The sequence below is a fragment of the Bacillus sp. FSL K6-3431 genome, assembly GCF_038002605.1.
Taxonomy (GTDB): Bacteria; Bacillota; Bacilli; order Bacillales; family Bacillaceae_C; genus Lederbergia.
Genome location: NZ_JBBOCT010000001.1, coordinates 980,399 through 998,151, shown reverse-complemented (window position 1 = coordinate 998,151; position 17,753 = coordinate 980,399). Strand labels below are relative to the sequence as shown.

The 17,753-nt window shown below is 35.5% G+C and carries 18 protein-coding genes and 2 pseudogenes; 15 read left to right on the top strand and 5 right to left on the bottom strand.

Features of this window, described 5'->3' with window-relative positions; all coding sequences use genetic code 11:
* Nucleotides 1–143: 143 nt before the first annotated feature.
* The 8 genes from sirA to MHB53_RS05030 all read left to right on the top strand — a co-directional run bounded on the left by sirA (nucleotide 144) and on the right by MHB53_RS05030 (nucleotide 8,394).
* Complete coding sequence (sirA, locus tag MHB53_RS05065) at nucleotides 144–587, top strand: sporulation inhibitor of replication protein SirA (protein WP_340916051.1); 444 nt, start codon at nucleotides 144–146, stop codon at nucleotides 585–587.
* A gap of 76 nt (nucleotides 588–663) precedes the next feature.
* Nucleotides 664–882 (top strand): YneF family protein, encoded by a 219-nt coding sequence (locus MHB53_RS05060; RefSeq protein ID WP_340916050.1) that lies wholly within the window; start codon nucleotides 664–666, stop codon nucleotides 880–882.
* A 157-nt stretch (nucleotides 883–1,039) separates the two neighbouring features.
* Nucleotides 1,040–1,405: a hypothetical protein gene (locus MHB53_RS05055; RefSeq protein ID WP_340916049.1), complete on the top strand. Its 366-nt coding sequence runs from the start codon at nucleotides 1,040–1,042 to the stop codon at nucleotides 1,403–1,405.
* Between the two features lie 575 nt (nucleotides 1,406–1,980).
* Nucleotides 1,981–2,817: a serine/threonine protein kinase gene (locus MHB53_RS05050; RefSeq protein WP_340916048.1), complete on the top strand. Its 837-nt coding sequence runs from the start codon at nucleotides 1,981–1,983 to the stop codon at nucleotides 2,815–2,817.
* A 5-nt stretch (nucleotides 2,818–2,822) separates the two neighbouring features.
* A complete protein-coding gene (locus MHB53_RS05045; protein WP_340916047.1) occupies nucleotides 2,823–3,104 on the top strand; it encodes a hypothetical protein in 282 nt (93 codons plus the stop codon).
* Nucleotides 3,105–3,717: 613 nt separating this feature from the next.
* On the top strand, nucleotides 3,718–6,951 hold the full coding sequence (locus MHB53_RS05040; RefSeq protein ID WP_340924478.1) for a rhamnogalacturonan lyase family protein: 3,234 nt from the start codon (nucleotides 3,718–3,720) through the stop codon (nucleotides 6,949–6,951).
* 98 nt (nucleotides 6,952–7,049) lie between these two features.
* Entirely contained in the window at nucleotides 7,050–7,244 is a 195-nt protein-coding gene (locus MHB53_RS05035; RefSeq protein ID WP_340916046.1) for a GMC oxidoreductase, read from the top strand.
* Between the two features lie 439 nt (nucleotides 7,245–7,683).
* Complete coding sequence (locus tag MHB53_RS05030; RefSeq protein WP_340916045.1) at nucleotides 7,684–8,394, top strand: cytochrome c biogenesis CcdA family protein; 711 nt, start codon at nucleotides 7,684–7,686, stop codon at nucleotides 8,392–8,394.
* A gap of 106 nt (nucleotides 8,395–8,500) precedes the next feature.
* On the opposite strand, the gene crcB (MHB53_RS05025) is transcribed toward MHB53_RS05030, so the two are convergent.
* The 3 genes from crcB (MHB53_RS05025) to MHB53_RS05015 are packed head-to-tail and all read right to left on the bottom strand — an operon-like array spanning nucleotide 8,501 to nucleotide 9,734.
* A complete protein-coding gene (crcB, locus tag MHB53_RS05025) occupies nucleotides 8,501–8,866 on the bottom strand; it encodes a fluoride efflux transporter CrcB (protein ID WP_340916044.1) in 366 nt (121 codons plus the stop codon).
* The gene (gene crcB / locus MHB53_RS05020; RefSeq protein WP_340916043.1) at nucleotides 8,863–9,261 is read right to left on the bottom strand and encodes a fluoride efflux transporter CrcB; all 399 of its coding nucleotides are present in this window, start codon (nucleotides 9,259–9,261) and stop codon (nucleotides 8,863–8,865) included. Before crcB (MHB53_RS05020) ends, crcB (MHB53_RS05025) begins: the two co-directional genes overlap by 4 nt.
* A 44-nt stretch (nucleotides 9,262–9,305) precedes the next feature.
* On the bottom strand, nucleotides 9,306–9,734 hold the full coding sequence (locus tag MHB53_RS05015; RefSeq protein ID WP_340916042.1) for a DUF2621 domain-containing protein: 429 nt from the start codon (nucleotides 9,732–9,734) through the stop codon (nucleotides 9,306–9,308).
* Between the two features lie 202 nt (nucleotides 9,735–9,936).
* On the opposite strand from MHB53_RS05015, the gene MHB53_RS05010 reads away from it, so the two are divergent.
* The 3 genes from MHB53_RS05010 to MHB53_RS05000 are packed head-to-tail and all read left to right on the top strand — an operon-like array spanning nucleotide 9,937 to nucleotide 10,612.
* Nucleotides 9,937–10,155 (top strand): DUF1659 domain-containing protein, encoded by a 219-nt coding sequence (locus tag MHB53_RS05010; RefSeq protein ID WP_340916041.1) that lies wholly within the window; start codon nucleotides 9,937–9,939, stop codon nucleotides 10,153–10,155.
* A gap of 36 nt (nucleotides 10,156–10,191) precedes the next feature.
* Complete coding sequence (locus MHB53_RS05005) at nucleotides 10,192–10,410, top strand: DUF2922 domain-containing protein (protein ID WP_340916040.1); 219 nt, start codon at nucleotides 10,192–10,194, stop codon at nucleotides 10,408–10,410.
* Nucleotides 10,411–10,468: 58 nt separating this feature from the next.
* A complete protein-coding gene (locus MHB53_RS05000) occupies nucleotides 10,469–10,612 on the top strand; it encodes a YvrJ family protein (protein WP_340916039.1) in 144 nt (47 codons plus the stop codon).
* Nucleotides 10,613–10,935: 323 nt separating this feature from the next.
* Here the strand turns inward: MHB53_RS05000 and MHB53_RS04995 are convergent, their stop codons facing one another.
* Nucleotides 10,936–11,730 carry an SDR family NAD(P)-dependent oxidoreductase gene (locus MHB53_RS04995; RefSeq protein WP_340916038.1) on the bottom strand — a complete coding sequence of 265 codons (795 nt, stop codon included), beginning with the start codon at nucleotides 11,728–11,730 and terminating at the stop codon, nucleotides 10,936–10,938.
* Nucleotides 11,731–11,734: 4 nt separating this feature from the next.
* Complete coding sequence (locus MHB53_RS04990; protein WP_340916037.1) at nucleotides 11,735–12,343, bottom strand: TetR/AcrR family transcriptional regulator; 609 nt, start codon at nucleotides 12,341–12,343, stop codon at nucleotides 11,735–11,737.
* A 261-nt stretch (nucleotides 12,344–12,604) separates the two neighbouring features.
* On the opposite strand from MHB53_RS04990, the pseudogene MHB53_RS04985 reads away from it, so the two are divergent.
* The 4 genes and pseudogenes from MHB53_RS04985 to MHB53_RS04975 all read left to right on the top strand — a co-directional run.
* A pseudogene (locus MHB53_RS04985) lies at nucleotides 12,605–12,985 on the top strand (recombinase family protein); the annotation flags it as partial.
* A gap of 1 nt (nucleotide 12,986) precedes the next feature.
* Nucleotides 12,987–13,313: pseudogene (locus MHB53_RS26260) on the top strand (Tn3 family transposase); the annotation flags it as partial.
* A 138-nt stretch (nucleotides 13,314–13,451) separates the two neighbouring features.
* Complete coding sequence (locus tag MHB53_RS04980) at nucleotides 13,452–14,594, top strand: exonuclease SbcCD subunit D (protein ID WP_340916036.1); 1,143 nt, start codon at nucleotides 13,452–13,454, stop codon at nucleotides 14,592–14,594.
* Nucleotides 14,591–17,725, top strand: a complete 3,135-nt coding sequence (locus tag MHB53_RS04975; protein ID WP_340916035.1) for an SMC family ATPase — start codon at nucleotides 14,591–14,593, stop codon at nucleotides 17,723–17,725. The genes MHB53_RS04980 and MHB53_RS04975 overlap by 4 nt, the downstream gene beginning before the upstream one ends.
* Nucleotides 17,726–17,753: the final 28 nt, after the last annotated feature.

Here is a 17,753-nt window from a genome sequence, read left to right as displayed (position 1 = left end):
AAAATAAAGGATAATTGAATCTAATATAGAACTATAGATGGAAAGGAAGATTATCTATCAATGAACATGGTATAATAATTTAACATAAATAAAACAATAAAATCATCCTTATCTAAAATGAAGCTGGCTGAGGAGTGTATTCAATGCAAACTCGAACTTATTTCATTTATTTAATAGAAGATGAAGTGGCAGATTACTTTTATGGTCGCGAAAATAAATTTTATGAATTGTTTGTGGCTGATCGAAAAGTCCAAGGTGATCTACAAGAAATTGTGAAAAAACAAATTCATTTTATAACAAAACCATTACCTTACTTAGAGCTCCATCGTCATTTATCATCCTCCGTTCAAAAAACGGACATGCATATTAAAGGGAAGGCTTACTATATAGACGCCTCAAAAGGGAAGAAAAGAGCGGAATTGATTATTAAGAAGCGGTACCTCAAGCTTGATGCCTTAGGAGGATTCGAATCAGAGTCGATTTTCTTTGAGGTACTTCGCAAATTTGATGGTCGGTTTTTAGCGGTAGATATCGAAAATAATCGTTATGGGTGGATTAAAGCAGTAAAAGAGAGAAAGTATGTATGAAATAATGGAGTGTTATTGTATAATATATTGGTATTGAGTAAACTGGACTGTAGACAACATGAAGGAGGAAATTCATATGCTTTGGCAATTCATTTTAACGGGTGTACTTGCACTGCTTGCCGGTGTAGCGCTAGGGTTTTTCATTGCCCGTAAATATATGATGACATATTTAAAGAAAAATCCACCAATTAATGAACAAATGCTAAAAATGATGATGATGCAAATGGGACAAAAACCGTCGCAAAAGAAAATCAATCAAATGATGCAGGCAATGAACAAACAACAGGGTAAGTAAAGCTTGTTGGATCAAGGGTTTGAAACCCTGTTTACATAATCTGTTTCATTGTTTCGCTTGAGCCATATTTATAAAATGGGCTAAATTGCTTGATTTTCCTATACGCATTCACAAAAATCACTTCTCTGATGAAAAATCAATCAGGGAGGTGATTTTTTTGTTGTCATTATCTTTACGAGAAGCAATTGAAGAATACAAAATATTATGCAAAGTTAGAAATTTTACTAAGAAAACGATGATTAATAAGATCAAAGAAGCAAAACAATTAACCGTACTTCTTGAAAATAATCATGGAATTACGCAACTTAATCAGATCACCACTCATGTTATGAAAGCCTCTTTGAGAATGAAACGGCAAGCACAATTACAACCGCATTCCATACACTCGATGGCTAAGATGATCAAAGCACTCTTCAATTGGGGTTTGACAGCAGAGTACGTTACTGAAAACCCTTTAGACAAAGTCGATTTACCGAAAATACCCAAAATACCTAAAAGCCTGTTATATATAGTGAATTATTAAATTTAGATTTTGAAACTTGTGACCTTTCAGTTAATTTTAGGGGAGATATGACGAACCACTTTTGCTTCAAGCGTTGAATTAAAGTAAGATCACTTTTGTGCTAATAACCCGTTTTGTTATGATACAAACCAATTAATTCCTTGTATATTCTTCAAATACAGTCACTCATTGTCTTACATAGTTATGGTTAACAAAAAACTAACAAAAGTTTAGTTGAAATTGTTGATACCTTACGAGAAAAGAAGTGGTTTTTGAACAGAATACTGCTATTCGTGAACGAACAATGGCTGGCTAAAACAACTGAGCAAGGGGCGTAAAGCTGGAAGACCTAATGTTAATCAGCTAAAATTAAATCAGGCTAGCACCATATATTCTCGAAAAATGACAGTTAAGGAAATTGAAGAAGCTTCCAAGGTTTCGGCTGCTATCATCTTTACTATTATTTTAAAATGAGCGTACTTTTTACACTTCATAATCAATTATACTGATGAGCTCAAATTGAACGTAGAAACACTCAAGAGATTGTTAATTAAGGGGTTTTAAGCTATGTGTAAGATCCTGATTTAAGGGAAGAGGTGAGGAACATTTTTATTTTGCGGTCAATTCGAAAAATTTATCAGTTTTTTGTAGATATACCTATTAAAGAGGGGACGGTTCTGAACGATCGCTACGAGGTTTTGAGTGTTATTGGGACTGGAAGCTATGGCATTGTTTATCTTTGCAAAGACTTGAAATCACAAGAGAATAGGGTGGTTAAACAGCTCCGTCCAAGTAAACGTTATAACAAAAGAGAGGTTGGGTTGTTTGAAAGAGAAACCTCTGTTTTGCGTACACTGAACCACAAAAATATGCCAATAATATATGAAGCTTTTTCATATGACGAATATTTTTTTTATGTAATGAGTTTCATTGATGGGGACAATTTGGAACACCAAATTTTTTTTAGTAAGAAAACTTTTAACGAGAAAGAATCTCTACAAATTCTTGAACAACTGCTTGAATTAGTTGATTATCTTCATAAAAAAGACATTTACCATCAAGATTTACGTATTCCAAACATTTTACTAAAAGATAATGAGCTCTTTTTAATCGATTTTGGTTTGTCTAGGCAAAAAGTTTCGGTAGACCCACTTCAATCGACATCTAGTTCGTTACATAACAAACAAGAAAGTATCCTAGAAATGAAACAACAAGATTACTATGATTTAGGAGAAATACTATTATATTTGCTTTATACGACGTATTTTTCCAAAAGTAAAAAAGCTCTTCCTTGGACAGAAGAACTTTCATTAGAAAAGGGAACCGTAAATTTACTGAAAAGACTGTTAGGAATTAATGAACCTTATTTAAAAATAAGTGAAATTTCAGCTGATCTTCATGCTGCACTTAAAGCGAAAGAAAAAGAATATTAACCAAAGTGAGGAAGAAATTAGCTGCTGCTCCGCCCCCTCCGTTTGTAGTGGTTACTTCCATTCATTGGAGAACGTTTATACCGTCGGTTGCTGCTACTACTGCCTCGGCGATAATGCCTATTTCTTCGATCACTACTACTGCCTCGGCGATAATGACCACCATGTCTTCGCTCGCTGCTGCCTTGAGAGAGTTGCTTGATTTGCTTCAATATTTTTTTAAACATTTTTTACCCCTTTTCATTCGTTTTTTAGAGCGTGTTGTTTTTGTTTTGTTTAGTCTAGCATAATTTAAGGACAAAACTTAATAATTAGTACTAAGCCCAGCTAAGTGGTCTAACCTACCTTTACTTGTTTTAAAGGCTAATGAATTAATTTAGGTTTTCCACACAAGATGATTTGAATGATATCCTAGACTTTACTTTCTACACCTTCGTTAAAAGTGATCTTTATTTTAAAATGGTACGATATATCTTCTGAAAAAAATCGAATAGAAGTTCTTTAGATTGATCAATCATGCCTAACCACAGTTGATTCGTTTGATCTTTTGTTTAACAATACCACCGTTGATTAAGAAATATTCACCAATACTTAAGCTAAAGTGAGTATTACTCTAATTAAAATGTTTAAATTATTAAAAGACTCTAGGACAAGGTACTTGTCCCCTTGTCCCACCCAGTTCTATAAATAATAAATCACTGATATTTAGTAATATAAGTCTGTTTTTTCTACTTCTAATTCAGAGTAATTGAAATATAATAGAGTTTTACTCATCTTAGATCGCTTGAAAATGAAAGGGTTTTCAAAGGGCTTTTTTCGAATTGGAGGTGAAAAAATAGGACTTGTTTGTTCTTTGGAAATAGAATTCTAAATTGGGAGGTATTAATCGTGGCAAAGGGATTTATGAAAATGTTATCCGTATTGACAAGTACTGTTATGATGGCGTCACTATTTACTGGACTTTCGCCCATATCTTCACATCAGGTAAAAGCAGAGGAAGCAATCGTTAGTAATAACCTGAAGTTTGATTTTGGATCATCTACAAGTCCGGTTGCTGAAGGATATACTCAAGTTACAAATACAATGATTTATAGTGAAGATAGGGGCTTTGGTATTAATAAAAGCATTGCCAATCGTGATAGAGGAAATCCAGATGATTTAAGACGAGATTTTGTTATTGACGGCAACTATGAATTTAAAGTAGATGTCCCGAATGGAGAGTATTTAGTAAAGATCCTTGCTGGTGACGAGATTGCGTTTAATCGATCTAGTTTTTCAATAGAGGGCGTCTCATATGGCTCTATTTCATCGAGTACAGGAAATTATGCTGAGCTATCGCCAAATGTAGTAGTTAGTGATGGACAATTAAATGTATTGATTGGAGATAATGGACGCATCAACGCATTGGAAGTGATTCCGATGATTGCCCCAGAAGGATTAGAGTTAGTAGATACTAGTGTAGGAATGGAGTCAAGTGTGTCATTAAAGTGGCAAGAAGCTGATGGTGCATTAGGTTATAATATTTATCGAACATTAGAGGGTGAAGATGATCCTATGAAAATAGGTAGTAGTAAGAGTCCAGAATTTACGGACACGAATGCACAGCTTGGGTATACATATCAATACACCGTTACCCAAATTGATAGTGGGCATATTGAATCCACGAATAGTGAGTCACTCACTGTTTCTGTAGTCGATTCAAATGTTGATGCACCGGGTCCCCCTTCTTCGCTCTCACTTGGTCAGGCAAAAGAAAATTCGATTTCGTTTAACTGGGATGCAATTGATGATACTGTTTTATACTATGTTTATCGGGCAAAAGCTGAAGATGGGCCATACTCATTATTGGCAACTTCTACTAAACCATCATTCTCAGAAGATATCCAAACGACAATGAACTATTACTACAAAGTAAGTGCAGTAAATCTAGGTGGGTTCTCTGAGTTATCACAACAAATGAAAACACCGATTGCAAATGTGGTGGCCCGTCAAATGGAGAAATTGAATCGTGACCTAGTAGCTGTAAAAGTGGACGAGGGGGTTTATTTAAGCTGGCGCCTTCTTGGAAATGATTCAGAAAACATTTCATTTAACCTATATCGAGAAGGAGTAAAAGTAAATCAGAAGCCAGTTTCTACAAGCACGAATTTCGTTGACACAGAAGGAACTGTTGATGCTTCCTACGAATTACGTGAGGTTCTAAATGGTAAAGAGAATGTAGAGGATCAAACAGAAGTGTTAAGTAACAATTACTTTGATATTCCGCTTCAAAAGCCAGAAGACGGTACTACTCCGGATGGAGTCGACTATACGTATAGTGCAAATGATGCAAGTATCGGAGATTTAGACGGAGATGGTGAATATGAAATTGTCCTAAAGTGGGATCCTTCTAACTCTCAGGATAATTCAAAAGCCGGCTACACGGGTAATGTGTATATTGACGCTTATAAGCTAGATGGGACCCTTCTTTGGAGATTAGACTTAGGTAAAAATATTCGGGCAGGAGCTCATTATACACAGTTTTTAGTCTATGATTTTGATGGAGACGGAAAATCTGAAGTGGTTATGAAAACAGCTGATGGTACGAAGGATGGATTAGGAAATGTCATTGGAGATGTTGATGCTGATTATCGTAATTCAGGTGGATATGTATTAAGTGGACCAGAGTTTTTAACCATTTTTAAGGGGGAAACAGGTAAAGCGCTTACTTCAACAGATTACTACCCACCTAGAGGAAATGTTGATTCATGGGGTGATAACTATGGAAACCGTGTGGACCGTTTTTTAGCTGGAGTAGCATACTTAGATGGAAAAACACCAAGTATCATTATGGCTCGTGGATACTATACGAGAGCAGTTATCGCTGCATATAACTTTAAGGATGGACAGCTTACCAAGCAATGGGATTTTGATACCAATAAGCCTGATAATGCATTATATGCTGGGCAAGGAAACCACAGCATAAGTGTTGCAGATGTAGATGGTGATGGGAAAGATGAGATTATTTATGGCGCAGCTGCCATTGATCATGACGGGTCTCCTCTACACAACACAGGCCTAGGCCATGGTGATGCACAGCATGTCGGTGATTTAGATCCTAATAGACCAGGTCTAGAAATTTATCAGGTTCATGAAAATAAAGGTGCTGAATATGGAATGTCCTTCCGCGATGCTGAAACAGGTGAAATTATATGGGGAGTTCATACAGGTGCAGATACGGGAAGGGGCGTATCCTCTGATGTCGACCCTCGTTATCCAGGTGCTGAGTCATGGGCAATTGCTGGTCCGTGGGATAGTCGCGTAGGTGGTGTTTATACGACCAAAGGAGAAAAAGTATCAAGTAATATTCCAACATCAAATTTTGCAATTTGGTGGGACGGAGATTTACTACGCGAATTACTTGACCATGACTTTGATGGATCATTACCATCTGATCATCCTAGATATGGATTAGGTGCTGCAAAAATTGATAAATGGGACTATAAAAATAACAAATTAGTCAACTTATTATCGGATGATAAAATTACTTCTAGCAACTGGACAAAAGGGAATCCAGCATTACAAGCTGATTTATTAGGAGACTGGAGAGAAGAAGCAATTTGGAGATTAAATGATAGTAGTGCACTACGTGTGTATACGACTACTGCTGTAACGGAACATCGCATTCCTACTTTAATGCATGATCCCCAATATCGTCTGGCAATTGCATGGCAAAATGTAGCGTATAACCAACCACCACATCCAAGCTATTTCTTAGGTCATGATATGGATGAAGCACCGTTTCCAACTATTTATACAGATGAGGTAGTGGAAGCAGTTGTTAAAATAAATCCGCAAAAATTGAACCTAAAAAGTAAGGGTGGGAAAAATTCAGTGACTGTTTCTATTGAATTACCATCAAATATTGAAGGAAATGCGAAGGCTGTACGCTTAAATGTAGATGGAAAAACAATTTTCGGTGATTTAGCTGGAAAAGGAAACAGTTTCAATAATAAAAAATTAACGGTTAAATTTAATCGACAAGAAATAATAGATACGTTAAATGGACTAAGTGGTCAGGTAAATGTTAACTTATTAGGCTATCTTGATTCTGGCGTTACATTTATCGGAAAAGATAGTATCAACGTCATTCACTAAGAATCAACGGGTAGGAGGCTGTCCCAAATTTTGGGCTGCCTTTTTATTTTAAGGGACGTAATTTAAGCAGTTATGCAGTAAAGAAGAGCTAGGAAATAATGAAGAAAAGAGGAGTAGACACTATCGATGCGGCTAAAATATCAAATGATACAGAGTTCAATGGTTCTTTCACTACCGGCCACTTCGGCGGAGGGACCATCATGGGCGATAATCCCAAAATTTCCGCAGTAAATAACTATTCGCAAATGTGGGATATGAATAATATATTTGTGTTAGATGCCTCAGCACTTTAGTAATTATAACCGGACTGAAACTGTAGGGCATTAGCCTACCGGGCAGCAGAAGGAATGGATCAATACCTCAAGAGCGGTGGTGGTCTGCACGTTGAAAGAGAACGGAATAAAGTTGTATAACTATCACAATTACAGCTTCATTTTGCTAATTTTTATAAAACGAGTCATCATCTTTAAGTTATTGGAGCATCTTCAAAGTATATTAAGTAAGCCTACTTCCTTTTTCATAAAAAAGAGGGTTAAATAAACATAATAACAGGGTTCACAAATATAATTAGCTTTAGGTAACAAAGTCGTGATTGCTATAAGATTCTGCAACTTGCATATTTACTTAAAATCAATTCTTTAGTGGTCGCCACAAAAGATTCACATCTGTTATGCGCGTCTTATATCATGATTTTTGATAGAATGGAGTCAAACTATACAGGAGTTGTGATTAATGACAGGGGATATAAATTTATTTTTAGCATTAGGAGCAGGATTCTTAAGTTTCATTTCGCCGTGTGTGCTTCCGTTGTACCCAGCTTTCTTGTCATATATTACAGGAATGTCTGTTTCGGAATTAAAAAATGAAAATGCAATGTTTAGACGGCGTAGTATGCTGCATACCTTGTTTTTCCTAATTGGGTTTTCGATTATTTTCATCGCTCTCGGCTTTGGCTCTTCTTTCATTGGTAATCTCTTTCATGATTATCAAAGTTTAATCAGACAAATAGGAGCCATTTTTATTGTTTTGTTTGGATTGATTGTTGTCGGCCTAATCTCACCTGAATTTTTAATGAAGGATCGTAAATTTGCATTTAAAAACCGGCCTGCTGGCTTTGTTGGTTCCATATTAATCGGTATGGCATTTGCTGCTGGTTGGACACCGTGCACAGGTCCAATTCTTATGGCAGTACTAGGGCTTGCTGCAGCTAATCCCGGATCAGGTGTGATCTACATGCTGGCCTACACATTAGGATTCGCAGTACCGTTTTTCATCTTGTCTTTCTTTATTAGCAGAATGAATTGGATTCGCAAGCACAATGTAAAAATAATGAAAATCGGCGGTTACATTATGATATTAATGGGAATAATCCTCTTTTTTGATGGATTAACATTAATTATCAGTTTATTTTCAACCATCTTTGGCGATTTCATAGGATTTTAGTGATAATAACTTATAAAAGATTTTAGCTAAAATTAATTACTTCGGATGAGTAATAATCTATTAAACCCGAAAAAAGCAGTTCTCACATTGAGATACTGCTTTTTTTTCAAATGTTAAGTAAGAGAGTGCCTATTCTCATACCCATAAAGGCTAATATCACTCCACCTATTATGCTAATAAGTATGTACATAATTGCATTTCGCCACTTTTTCTCCGTTAACAAGCTTATATTTTCCACTGTAAAGGTGGAAAAGGTAGTAAAGGATCCTAAAAAGCCAATCCCGAAAAAGAGTTTCATCTCCTCAAAAATATGCCAGCCTAAGACGACACCAAGCAAAAAAGAACCGATTAAATTCACAGTTAAGGTAGCGATATGAGATGGTAGTTTAGTGAATAAACGGAGAATATTTGCAGTCCAATACCGTGCAATTGCCCCGAAGAATCCACCAATTGCGATCAGGAAAATTGTCATGAACGCACCTCTTCTTTCTTATCCGACTTTACTCCAAGATAATAACCGCAGAAAGCCAATAATAATCCAAAGAAGATGCTACTCATAACATAGCCTAGAGCCATGTAGTGGTGATCAGCTTGCAGTAGTGTTACCACCTCTGTACTAAAGGTAGAGAACGTCGTAAAGGAACCAATCATACCTGTTCCAATGCATGTAGTTATAATTGGTGAGATATTATTCGTTCTCTTAGTGAAACCAGTTAATAAACCTAATAAAAAAGAACCCAGTAAATTAACGAGCAACGTTCCAATAGGGAAGAAGATAACTGTAAAAGTGATATTTCCAACGAGGAAGCGTAGCACACTCCCGATCATTCCACCAAAACCAACAGCGAAATATTTGATGTTAATCACCCTTTCCGTAAATCAATAAAGAAACTCCCGTCGTTAGGCGGGAGTTATTCAAATAAATGTTCATATGGTGCAACATCAATATTTAATTGATCGAGTTTTTTGCGTAGGAACTTATGGTCGCGTTTTGGTGTGGCAATAATATAGCCCCTAATGACCATATCTAACTCGATTTTCTTCACTCTTTCCTTTATTGCTAATTCACCGATCTTGCCAGCTATTTTCTGTCTAGCGACATCCCGAAACAATTCTGGTACTGGGCTTACTAGCTCATCAAGCAAAAAGTCTTGTTCCGGCGTCCATAAACGTTTTGATTTTTCTACATAGTATTCTTCCCAATCCATATCGGATTTGCCATCTTGTTTAGGTAGTTTCTTTAGAAATTTTCTGAACATGAAAAATCCACCAATTGCAAAAAGAGATACAAGTACAACGACCCAAAACAATATAAACCATAAAAACCAACCATCTAGCATATCTTTCACCCCTATTAAATAACCGTAGATAGTTTACTATCTATTATAGCCAAATTGAAAAGTCTCTGACAAGTATACACGATACTCCTTCGTATTCTATACGTTTAAGTTCATTGATTTGCCTTTATTTTAACATTTTCTTTTAAAGGGTGTCTATAAATCGCTGTGACATCTATAAAGAAGGTGAAAGGAGGTGAACCACATGGCTGAAGCATACTTGAAAGGAACGAAGCTTAAACTTGTTTTTGATTACGGCATGGACGATGAGAATAAGCCTGTATACAAAAGCAAGACCTTTAATAATGTTCGTAGGAATGCCAACAGTGATGAATTATTTCAAGCAGCACAGGCAATTGGCACATTATCAATGAATCCATTATGGGAAATCGAAAGAAATGACAGTTTTAATATTGACGAATAATTCGAAGCACAGGACAAAAAGAAAGGAGGTGATTAGATGAAAACTTTAGAGCTTATCTTTGAAACAGCAGAAGGGAAAATAGCGAGAATGTCGATTGAAAATCCTCAAGAGCCTGTGGATTCAAATCAAGTAAAGACGGCGCTCGAAAATATCATTGCTTCAAATACTTTTATTGATAGTGATGGTCATGCTTATGAATCATATAAAGGGGCCCGTCTGGTAGAACGAAGTGTAACTGAAATAGAAATTATTTAAGCGAATCAAGGCTTGCTCTCAAAGCGGGCCTTGATTTTTTTCGAAAGGGGTGATAATAGTGGATCAAATACTACCGTTCATAAGTGAAGTTGGTTTTCCAGCGATTGTTACATTGTATCTATTATATAGGATAGAAGCGAAACTTGAAGCTGTGATTCAATCCATTCAAAGCTTACCTGGGCGGATGGAAAAGTCGAAGTGAAATTTAAGATAGTAGTCTGCATAATCACTGCAGACTACTTTTTTATCATACTTGGCGAGAAGACTCCCTCCTCAAAATCCGAAAGATTTAGGTGGGAGATGAATCGCTGCTTATCATTACTGGGGTCCTACCAACAAACCGAGGAAAACATACGCTAAGCAAATTTAGACATGGAAAAAAGCCGAGTTTTCCTACGCTAAGGAATCATTGCTTTTATTATTATTGGGATAAAGTTTAGAAAATATGGATTTACAAATGACAAAATGAGTAGCAAAAAATTTTTGCTTCTCATTTTATTATAATCAGCTTCATTTATTATTGTTTTAATAAATAGTAGGGATCAAACCACCGTCCATTCGAACTGCTGTACCTTTCATAGCACCCGAATGTGGGCTGCTTACAAATGCAACCACTCTTCCTATCTCAAAAGGACGAATAAATCTTTCAATATGTGAATCAGGTAAATTAGACAATACAAAGTCCTTTTCAATTTGTTCGAAAGACTTGCTAGAATTACTATACATGTCTTTGAGTATATTTTCGACATTCTCCGACAATGTAGGTCCAGGCATAACGGTATTAACTGTCACTTCTTTGCCCTTTGTTAAAAATGATAATGATTTGGATAAAGATAAAATCATTGATTTAGTCACAGCATACTGTGGCATATTTCCTGAAGGCATGACAGCTTCTTCACTAGCAATAAAAATAATTCTGCCAAAATTTTTACTCAGCATTTTATCAATATAAAATCTAGACAAGTTATCAGCAACAAGAAAATTTGTGTCAAAATATTTCTTCCAAACTTCATCATTTACTTTTTCATAAGTCATCATTTCGTATACTCCTAAATTATTCACAAGAATATCTACATTAGGATGATTATTGTATATATTTTCTCTTTCATCTCTGTTCAATAGATTACCAAAAGCATTCTGAGGGTTAGTTTCTGGATATTTTTTCTTTATGTCATTAACAATGATTTCTACTTCTTCATTGTTTCTACCGTTGACTAAAACATCCACACCTTCTTTTGCAAGTTCGAAAGCTATTGCCTTTCCTATCCCTTTAGTTGATCCAGTAATAAGTGCCTTTTTATTTTTTAATTGTAGATCCATTATATTACGCTCCTTTATTAGCTATAATTAATATATTTAAATAAAAAGTGATCGTATTGCGAACAAAACTTTCTTTTGTGTTTTTTTCATTTTCAACTAAACTATAATAAATTTGAGGGTCAAAAATGTGCATCAATTGATGTGACAAATAGTTATTAGGTAGAGAAGATTTTATATCGCTTTTTTCTTTACCTTCTTGTATTATTAGCGAAAAATTATTTATGATCTTATCGATAATTGAATTTAATTCATTGTGATATTGCACATTAAATAGCTTGTGCATATAAAGAAAATGATCCTTAGTAAAGTCAAAAAAGTCACTGTCAAATCCATAAGTTATTATTTTTTTTATTTTATCTCTTGTAAGATTTTCGTTTTTGTCTATTAGTTCTACCTTATGATTAAATTCTTCCAATTTAGGTCTCAAAATGTTAAAAAGTAGTTCCTCTTTAGATTTAAAATGCAAATATAAAGTGCCTTTTGCGACATCTGATTCTTTCGCTATGTCATTCATAGTTACTTTATCGAAACCTTTTAATCTAAATAATGTTTCTGCATTATTTAGGATTGTTTTATTTCTATTATGAAATATTTTATCCATCCTTTGCGACATAAAACCACCCTTTTTTGACCAATAGTCATTTTTGACCTACAGTCATATTAATATATCTTTGTTGATTACGCAAGTTTTAAAATAAACTTATAGAATAGTTTCCAGAAAGCCGTCAATTTCTGAACACTGAAAAATTTAAATATTTTTCTAGCTTTCTATCTACTATATGTGTTCATAAACTCTGTAAAGAAATCTAAGTACCCCTAATAGTAAGTTATGTTACGGTAAAACAGAAAAGCCAAAAAACAAGAGGAGAAATTAATGAAGGTAGGATATGCTCGTGTTTCAACAGGAATTCAAAATCTTGATTTACAATTGGATGCTTTTAGGGAATATATGGTTTCGAAGAAATATTTACAGATAAAATTAGTGGATCTTAAGATAAACGAAAAGGATTAGAAAATGCTCACCGATTTGTGCAATCCGGCAACACAATAGTAGTTTGGCGTTTGGATCGATTAGGGAGAAATATTCAGCATTTAATTAATGTTGTAAATGATCTAAATATAGAGGTATTAGTTTTAATAGCCTACAGGAGAATATTACAATGGACAAGGCTAGTGCAACGGGACAACTTACGCTTCATCTTTTTGCGGCTTTGCTGAGTTTGAACGAAATCTTATTCAAGAGCGCTCGGCAGCCTGTTCAAGAAGAACTTAGGAATCGAAAAAGGAATGACTACAAAAGGGCGACTTGTGTGGGAAACTCGTCGGAGAGCAGAGGAAAAGATATTTAAATCCTTAACTGCCACTCTTTCACTGTGGCAAAAACATAAATTGGATAAACTTATAGATCCCTTTGTGGAAAGCAGGAAAATCCCATTGGCTGGTTGAGAGAACTTCCCGGCCAATCATCACCTGGTGCCTTTCTAATAGTAATAGAGCGTTTAGAATACATTCGAGAGTTGAAACTTCCATTTAACATAAATGAAGTTCATCCTAATCGATTACTTCAATTATCGCGTATCGGAAAAATTTCGTTAGTAATTTAGGAGGGGTAGTTCAATAATCGAGTATAAAGGCACTTCAATTTGTCGTCGCATGCTTCTATTAGGATAACGCTCCATTTGTTATAATAGAATAATAGATACAAAGACGGGGTGATTTTAATGAAATTTATACATACTGCTGATTGGCATTTGGGTAAATTGGTTCATGGCGTGTATATGAAACAGGAGCAAAAGTCTTTGCTAAATCAGTTTGTGAATATAGTAGCTGAAGTTAAGCCAGATGCTGTCATTATCGCGGGCGATTTATATGATCGTTCTGTGCCGTCAACGGATGCCGTTCAACTTCTTGAAGAAACACTTTATCAAATCAATGTTGAATTAGAAACACCAATACTTGCCGTATCAGGCAATCATGATAGTGCAGAACGACTTTCCTTTGGTTCATCATGGTATCGACATAGCCACCTACATATCCATGGGAAAATTGAAGATAGTTTTAAGCCCATCCAATTAAATGGCGTTAATTTTTATTTAGTTCCATATGCAGAGCCTGGCATTATTCGAGAATGGTTTGATGATCGAACCATTACTTCTCATGATGATGCGATGAAACGAATCGTAAACGAAGTGGAGAAATATCTAAATCCTAATGAACCGAATGTTTTTGTTGGTCATGCATTTGTACTTGGTGGGAAAACAAGTGATTCCGAACGTACTTTATCTGTAGGTGGGAGCGGCTGTGTGTCTGCTGAACAGTTTGCGCCTTTTTCTTACTCTGCTTTAGGTCATTTACATAGTCCAGATGCCATCCATCATGAAACTGTTCGATATTCGGGTTCTTTAATGAAATACTCTTTTTCAGAAGTGAACCAGCGGAAAACTATTTCGATCATTGAAATGAATAATGATGGTAGTTTTGATGTAGAGGAAAGAATACTCCAACCAGAGAAAGATATGAGGGAAATTACTGGGTTTATCGAGGAGTTACTGGATCCAAGCTTTTATGAAGGACAAAAATTAGATGATTATTTAAAAGTCATTCTCCTTGATGAAGGAGCATTAATAGATCCTGTCAATAAATTGAGAGAAGTCTACCCAAACATATTGCATTTGGAAAAGAAAATTGATCAGACAGATGCTAGAAAGAAATACGAGTTTTTCTCAAGTGGTAATGAGAGGAAGTCGGAACTTGATCTTTTTAAAGAATTTTACGCTGAGATGACGACAAGCTCATTTACAGATAAAAAACGCGATCTAATGGCAGAGATGGTGGATCATGTGAAGCGGGGGGTGAATGTATGAAGCCGATAAAATTAACCATGCAAGCTTTCGGACCATATGCGGACGTAGAAATAATCGATTTTTCCCAACTTGGTAATAGAACAATGTTCGTCATTTCTGGAAAAACGGGGTCAGGAAAAACTACGATTTTTGACGGGATTAGTTTTGCTATATATGGACGTGCTAGCGGTGAAGGGAGAATGGGAGCAGATTTACGTAGCCAGTTTGCGGTTGATGATTTATTAACGGAAGTCTCATTAGAGTTTTCTCTTCGCAATCAAATTTACTATATATCTAGGTCACCACAACAAGAAAAAAAGAAAGCGCGTGGAGAAGGCTATACGACGATAAATGCGAAAGCAGAGCTATATATGCTTGATGAACAAGGTAATCGCAAGCTAATTGCAGCAAACATAAGAGATACGGATGAGAAAATCAAAGAAATCATTCAGCTCGATTCAAATCAATTCAGACAAATATTAATGATTCCACAGGGGGATTTTCAAAAACTACTCACATCTGATAGTAAGGAAAAAGAAGTAATTCTTCAGAGGCTATTTCGCACGGAATTATATAAACAGATAGAAGAAAAACTGAAGGAAAAGTCCAGTTTGTTGAAAAAAGAAGTGGACGCAAGCTTGATAGAACGAACACGGTTGCTTAAAGGGATTTCTAGCCATGGCAATACGAATTTAGAAACAGAAATAGGTGAAGAGATATTGAATATAACGTCTGTTTTATCTCTTTTGAATGAAGTCCAAACCGCGTTACAAACAGATGTAAATGGCATCTTAGGAAATATAAACCGACAGAAAATCGTTCGTGATGATGCAAAGCGTAAAGCGGATGCAGCAGAAGATATACTAAAGCAAATGTCTATTCGTGATCAATTATTACAAAAACATAAAGATTTAAAAGCTAGAGAGCAAGAGGTAGAGAATACGAAGGTTTCTGTTGAACTAGCCCATAAGGCGGCCAAATTACAACACCAAGAACAGCTCTGCCAACGTTTAAAGAAAGAGTTGGATAGTTATAAATCTAGATTAGATATCGATAGGAAAAAAATGAAAGATGAACAGAAAATGTTGGCGACAGCCAAAACACGTCTACGGCAAGAAGAAGAAAAACAAGCAGTAAGGGAAAAATTAGATAGTCATATTTCCAAACTAGTAAATATGCGTGAAGATGTCTATTCATTCTCTTCGAAACAATCTGAGCTTGAACAAATCCAATTGAAAAAAGATCGCTATGAACAAGATATTAACCAAGTGAGAAATAATGTTGCCAATTTGAAAACAAAAATAGAGCAACAGAAAGCTCAATTAAAAGAGTTTGAGCAAACACAAATAGAAGCATTTCAAAAAGAAAATACATTAAATAAAATAGAGACTGTAAGAAAACAATTAAATTCATTATCAGCAGCTGTGAAAAAGGAAAACAATATCCGTACCGATTTCCAAATAAAAACGGATATGTTTGAAAAAGCAAAAGTAATGAATGAGGATGCCCGGGTCACTTTGGAAAAAATAGAAGATAGCTGGTTAAAGGGACAAGCGGGACATTTAGCGCAGCATCTTGAAAACGGAGAAGTCTGTCCTGTATGCGGCTCTATAGATCATCCAAAACTTGCTACTGTTTCAGAGAGCGATCAGACTGCAGAAGATGTGAAAGCTGCTAAACTTGCAGTATCCAAAAGTGATCAGGAATTATTACAGGTTGAACGCTCGTGGATGCAATTGAAAACGGAAGCAGAAGTTCATAAGGAGAACGCTCAGCATCTTATCAACGAATTAATACAACTAGAACCGGAATTTTCGCTTGAAAAGATTGACATGTTCTTTCAAGATTATGAACGAAGATACAAGGAAATGACCCAGTATTTATTAACTGCTAATGAAAAGGTGCAAAAAATTCCTGGATTACATACTCAAATGTCAAAAAACGAAAAAGAGTGGGAACGTCAAAATAATCAACTTAACGAGATGATCGATTACGAAAAGCGGCTATCTATTCAATTTGTAGAAGCGGCAACGATCGTGACCGCACTTAGTCGTAAAATCCCTGAAAATATCAGATTGAAGGAACAATTTGATATAGAGGTTGCAAAATTAGAAAAAGAAAAACAAGAACTATTAAGGGCTTTAGAAACAGCTAGAATAGAATATACAAACATTAGTGAAAATCTAGCGCGTTTGTCAGGTACGATTAGCAATATTGAGGCCCATATGAACGAAAAAGAAAAAGCACTTGATATGGAACGCGAACAATTTTTAATCCAACTGGAAAATGAAGCGTTTGAATCATATAAGGTTTATCATGCAGCAAAATTGGGAGCAGAGGAGATAAAGAAATCAGAAGATGAGATTCGTGCGTATCGAGAAGAATATCGTTCTATTTCTGATATGCTAGAGGATTATGAAACCAGATTGCAAGGTATAGATAAGCCAGATCTTACTATTTTAAAAAGTTCATTAGAAGATGCGGAGCATAGCTTAACTTCACTAAGTGATCAACATGCCAATTTAATGCTTCAAATGAAAAGAAATGAAGAAATTAATGAAATGGTTAACAATATTAATGAAAAAATGAAGATTTTAGAAGAGGAGTATCATTTAGTTGGTCATTTATCTGATATCACCCGCGGTCAAAATACATATAGACTGACATTTGAAAGATTTGTACTTGCGTCATTTTTAGATGGTATTTTAGAGGCAGCGAATGCAAGATTGACAAAAATGACAAGTGGACGCTATCAACTATTAAGAAAAACCGATCGCTCAAAAGGAAATGTACAAAGTGGACTTGAGCTACTTATTTTCGATCAATATACTGGACAGGATCGACATGTCAAAACACTTTCTGGAGGAGAGAGTTTTAAAGCGGCGCTTTCATTAGCTTTAGGTTTGGCGGATATAGTGCAACAACATGCTGGAGGAGTATCACTAGAAACCATGTTTATTGATGAAGGGTTCGGTACATTAGATCCTGAATCTTTAGACCATGCGATTGAGGCTTTAATGGACATTCAAAGCAGTGGCCGACTTGTTGGGATTATTTCTCATGTCCCAGAATTAAAGGAAAGAATTGAAGCTAGATTAGAAGTAACGGCTAATCAGTATGGTAGTAAAACGGCATTTCATTTTACAAGTTAACAGACTTGAATGGTTTAAGTGAAGGCGG

Bases quoted from the DNA above. Each gene is read 5' to 3' on its own strand.
- MHB53_RS04980 (WP_340916036.1), top strand. From the start codon at position 13,452: ATGAAATTTATACATACTGCTGATTGGCATTTGGGTAAATTGGTTCAT.
- MHB53_RS05010 (WP_340916041.1), top strand. From the start codon at position 9,937: ATGGCTGAAGCATACTTGAAAGGAACGAAGCTTAAACTTGTTTTTGAT.
- MHB53_RS04975 (WP_340916035.1), top strand. From the start codon at position 14,591: ATGAAGCCGATAAAATTAACCATGCAAGCTTTCGGACCATATGCGGAC.
- MHB53_RS04990 (WP_340916037.1), bottom strand. From the start codon at position 12,343: ATGTCGCAAAGGATGGATAAAATATTTCATAATAGAAATAAAACAATC.
- MHB53_RS05060 (WP_340916050.1), top strand. From the start codon at position 664: ATGCTTTGGCAATTCATTTTAACGGGTGTACTTGCACTGCTTGCCGGT.
- MHB53_RS04995 (WP_340916038.1), bottom strand. From the start codon at position 11,730: ATGGATCTACAATTAAAAAATAAAAAGGCACTTATTACTGGATCAACT.
- MHB53_RS05015 (WP_340916042.1), bottom strand. From the start codon at position 9,734: ATGCTAGATGGTTGGTTTTTATGGTTTATATTGTTTTGGGTCGTTGTA.
- MHB53_RS05040 (WP_340924478.1), top strand. From the start codon at position 3,718: ATGAAAATGTTATCCGTATTGACAAGTACTGTTATGATGGCGTCACTA.
- sirA (WP_340916051.1), top strand. From the start codon at position 144: ATGCAAACTCGAACTTATTTCATTTATTTAATAGAAGATGAAGTGGCA.
- crcB (WP_340916044.1), bottom strand. From the start codon at position 8,866: ATGACAATTTTCCTGATCGCAATTGGTGGATTCTTCGGGGCAATTGCA.
- MHB53_RS05005 (WP_340916040.1), top strand. From the start codon at position 10,192: ATGAAAACTTTAGAGCTTATCTTTGAAACAGCAGAAGGGAAAATAGCG.
- MHB53_RS05030 (WP_340916045.1), top strand. From the start codon at position 7,684: ATGACAGGGGATATAAATTTATTTTTAGCATTAGGAGCAGGATTCTTA.
- MHB53_RS05035 (WP_340916046.1), top strand. From the start codon at position 7,050: ATGAAGAAAAGAGGAGTAGACACTATCGATGCGGCTAAAATATCAAAT.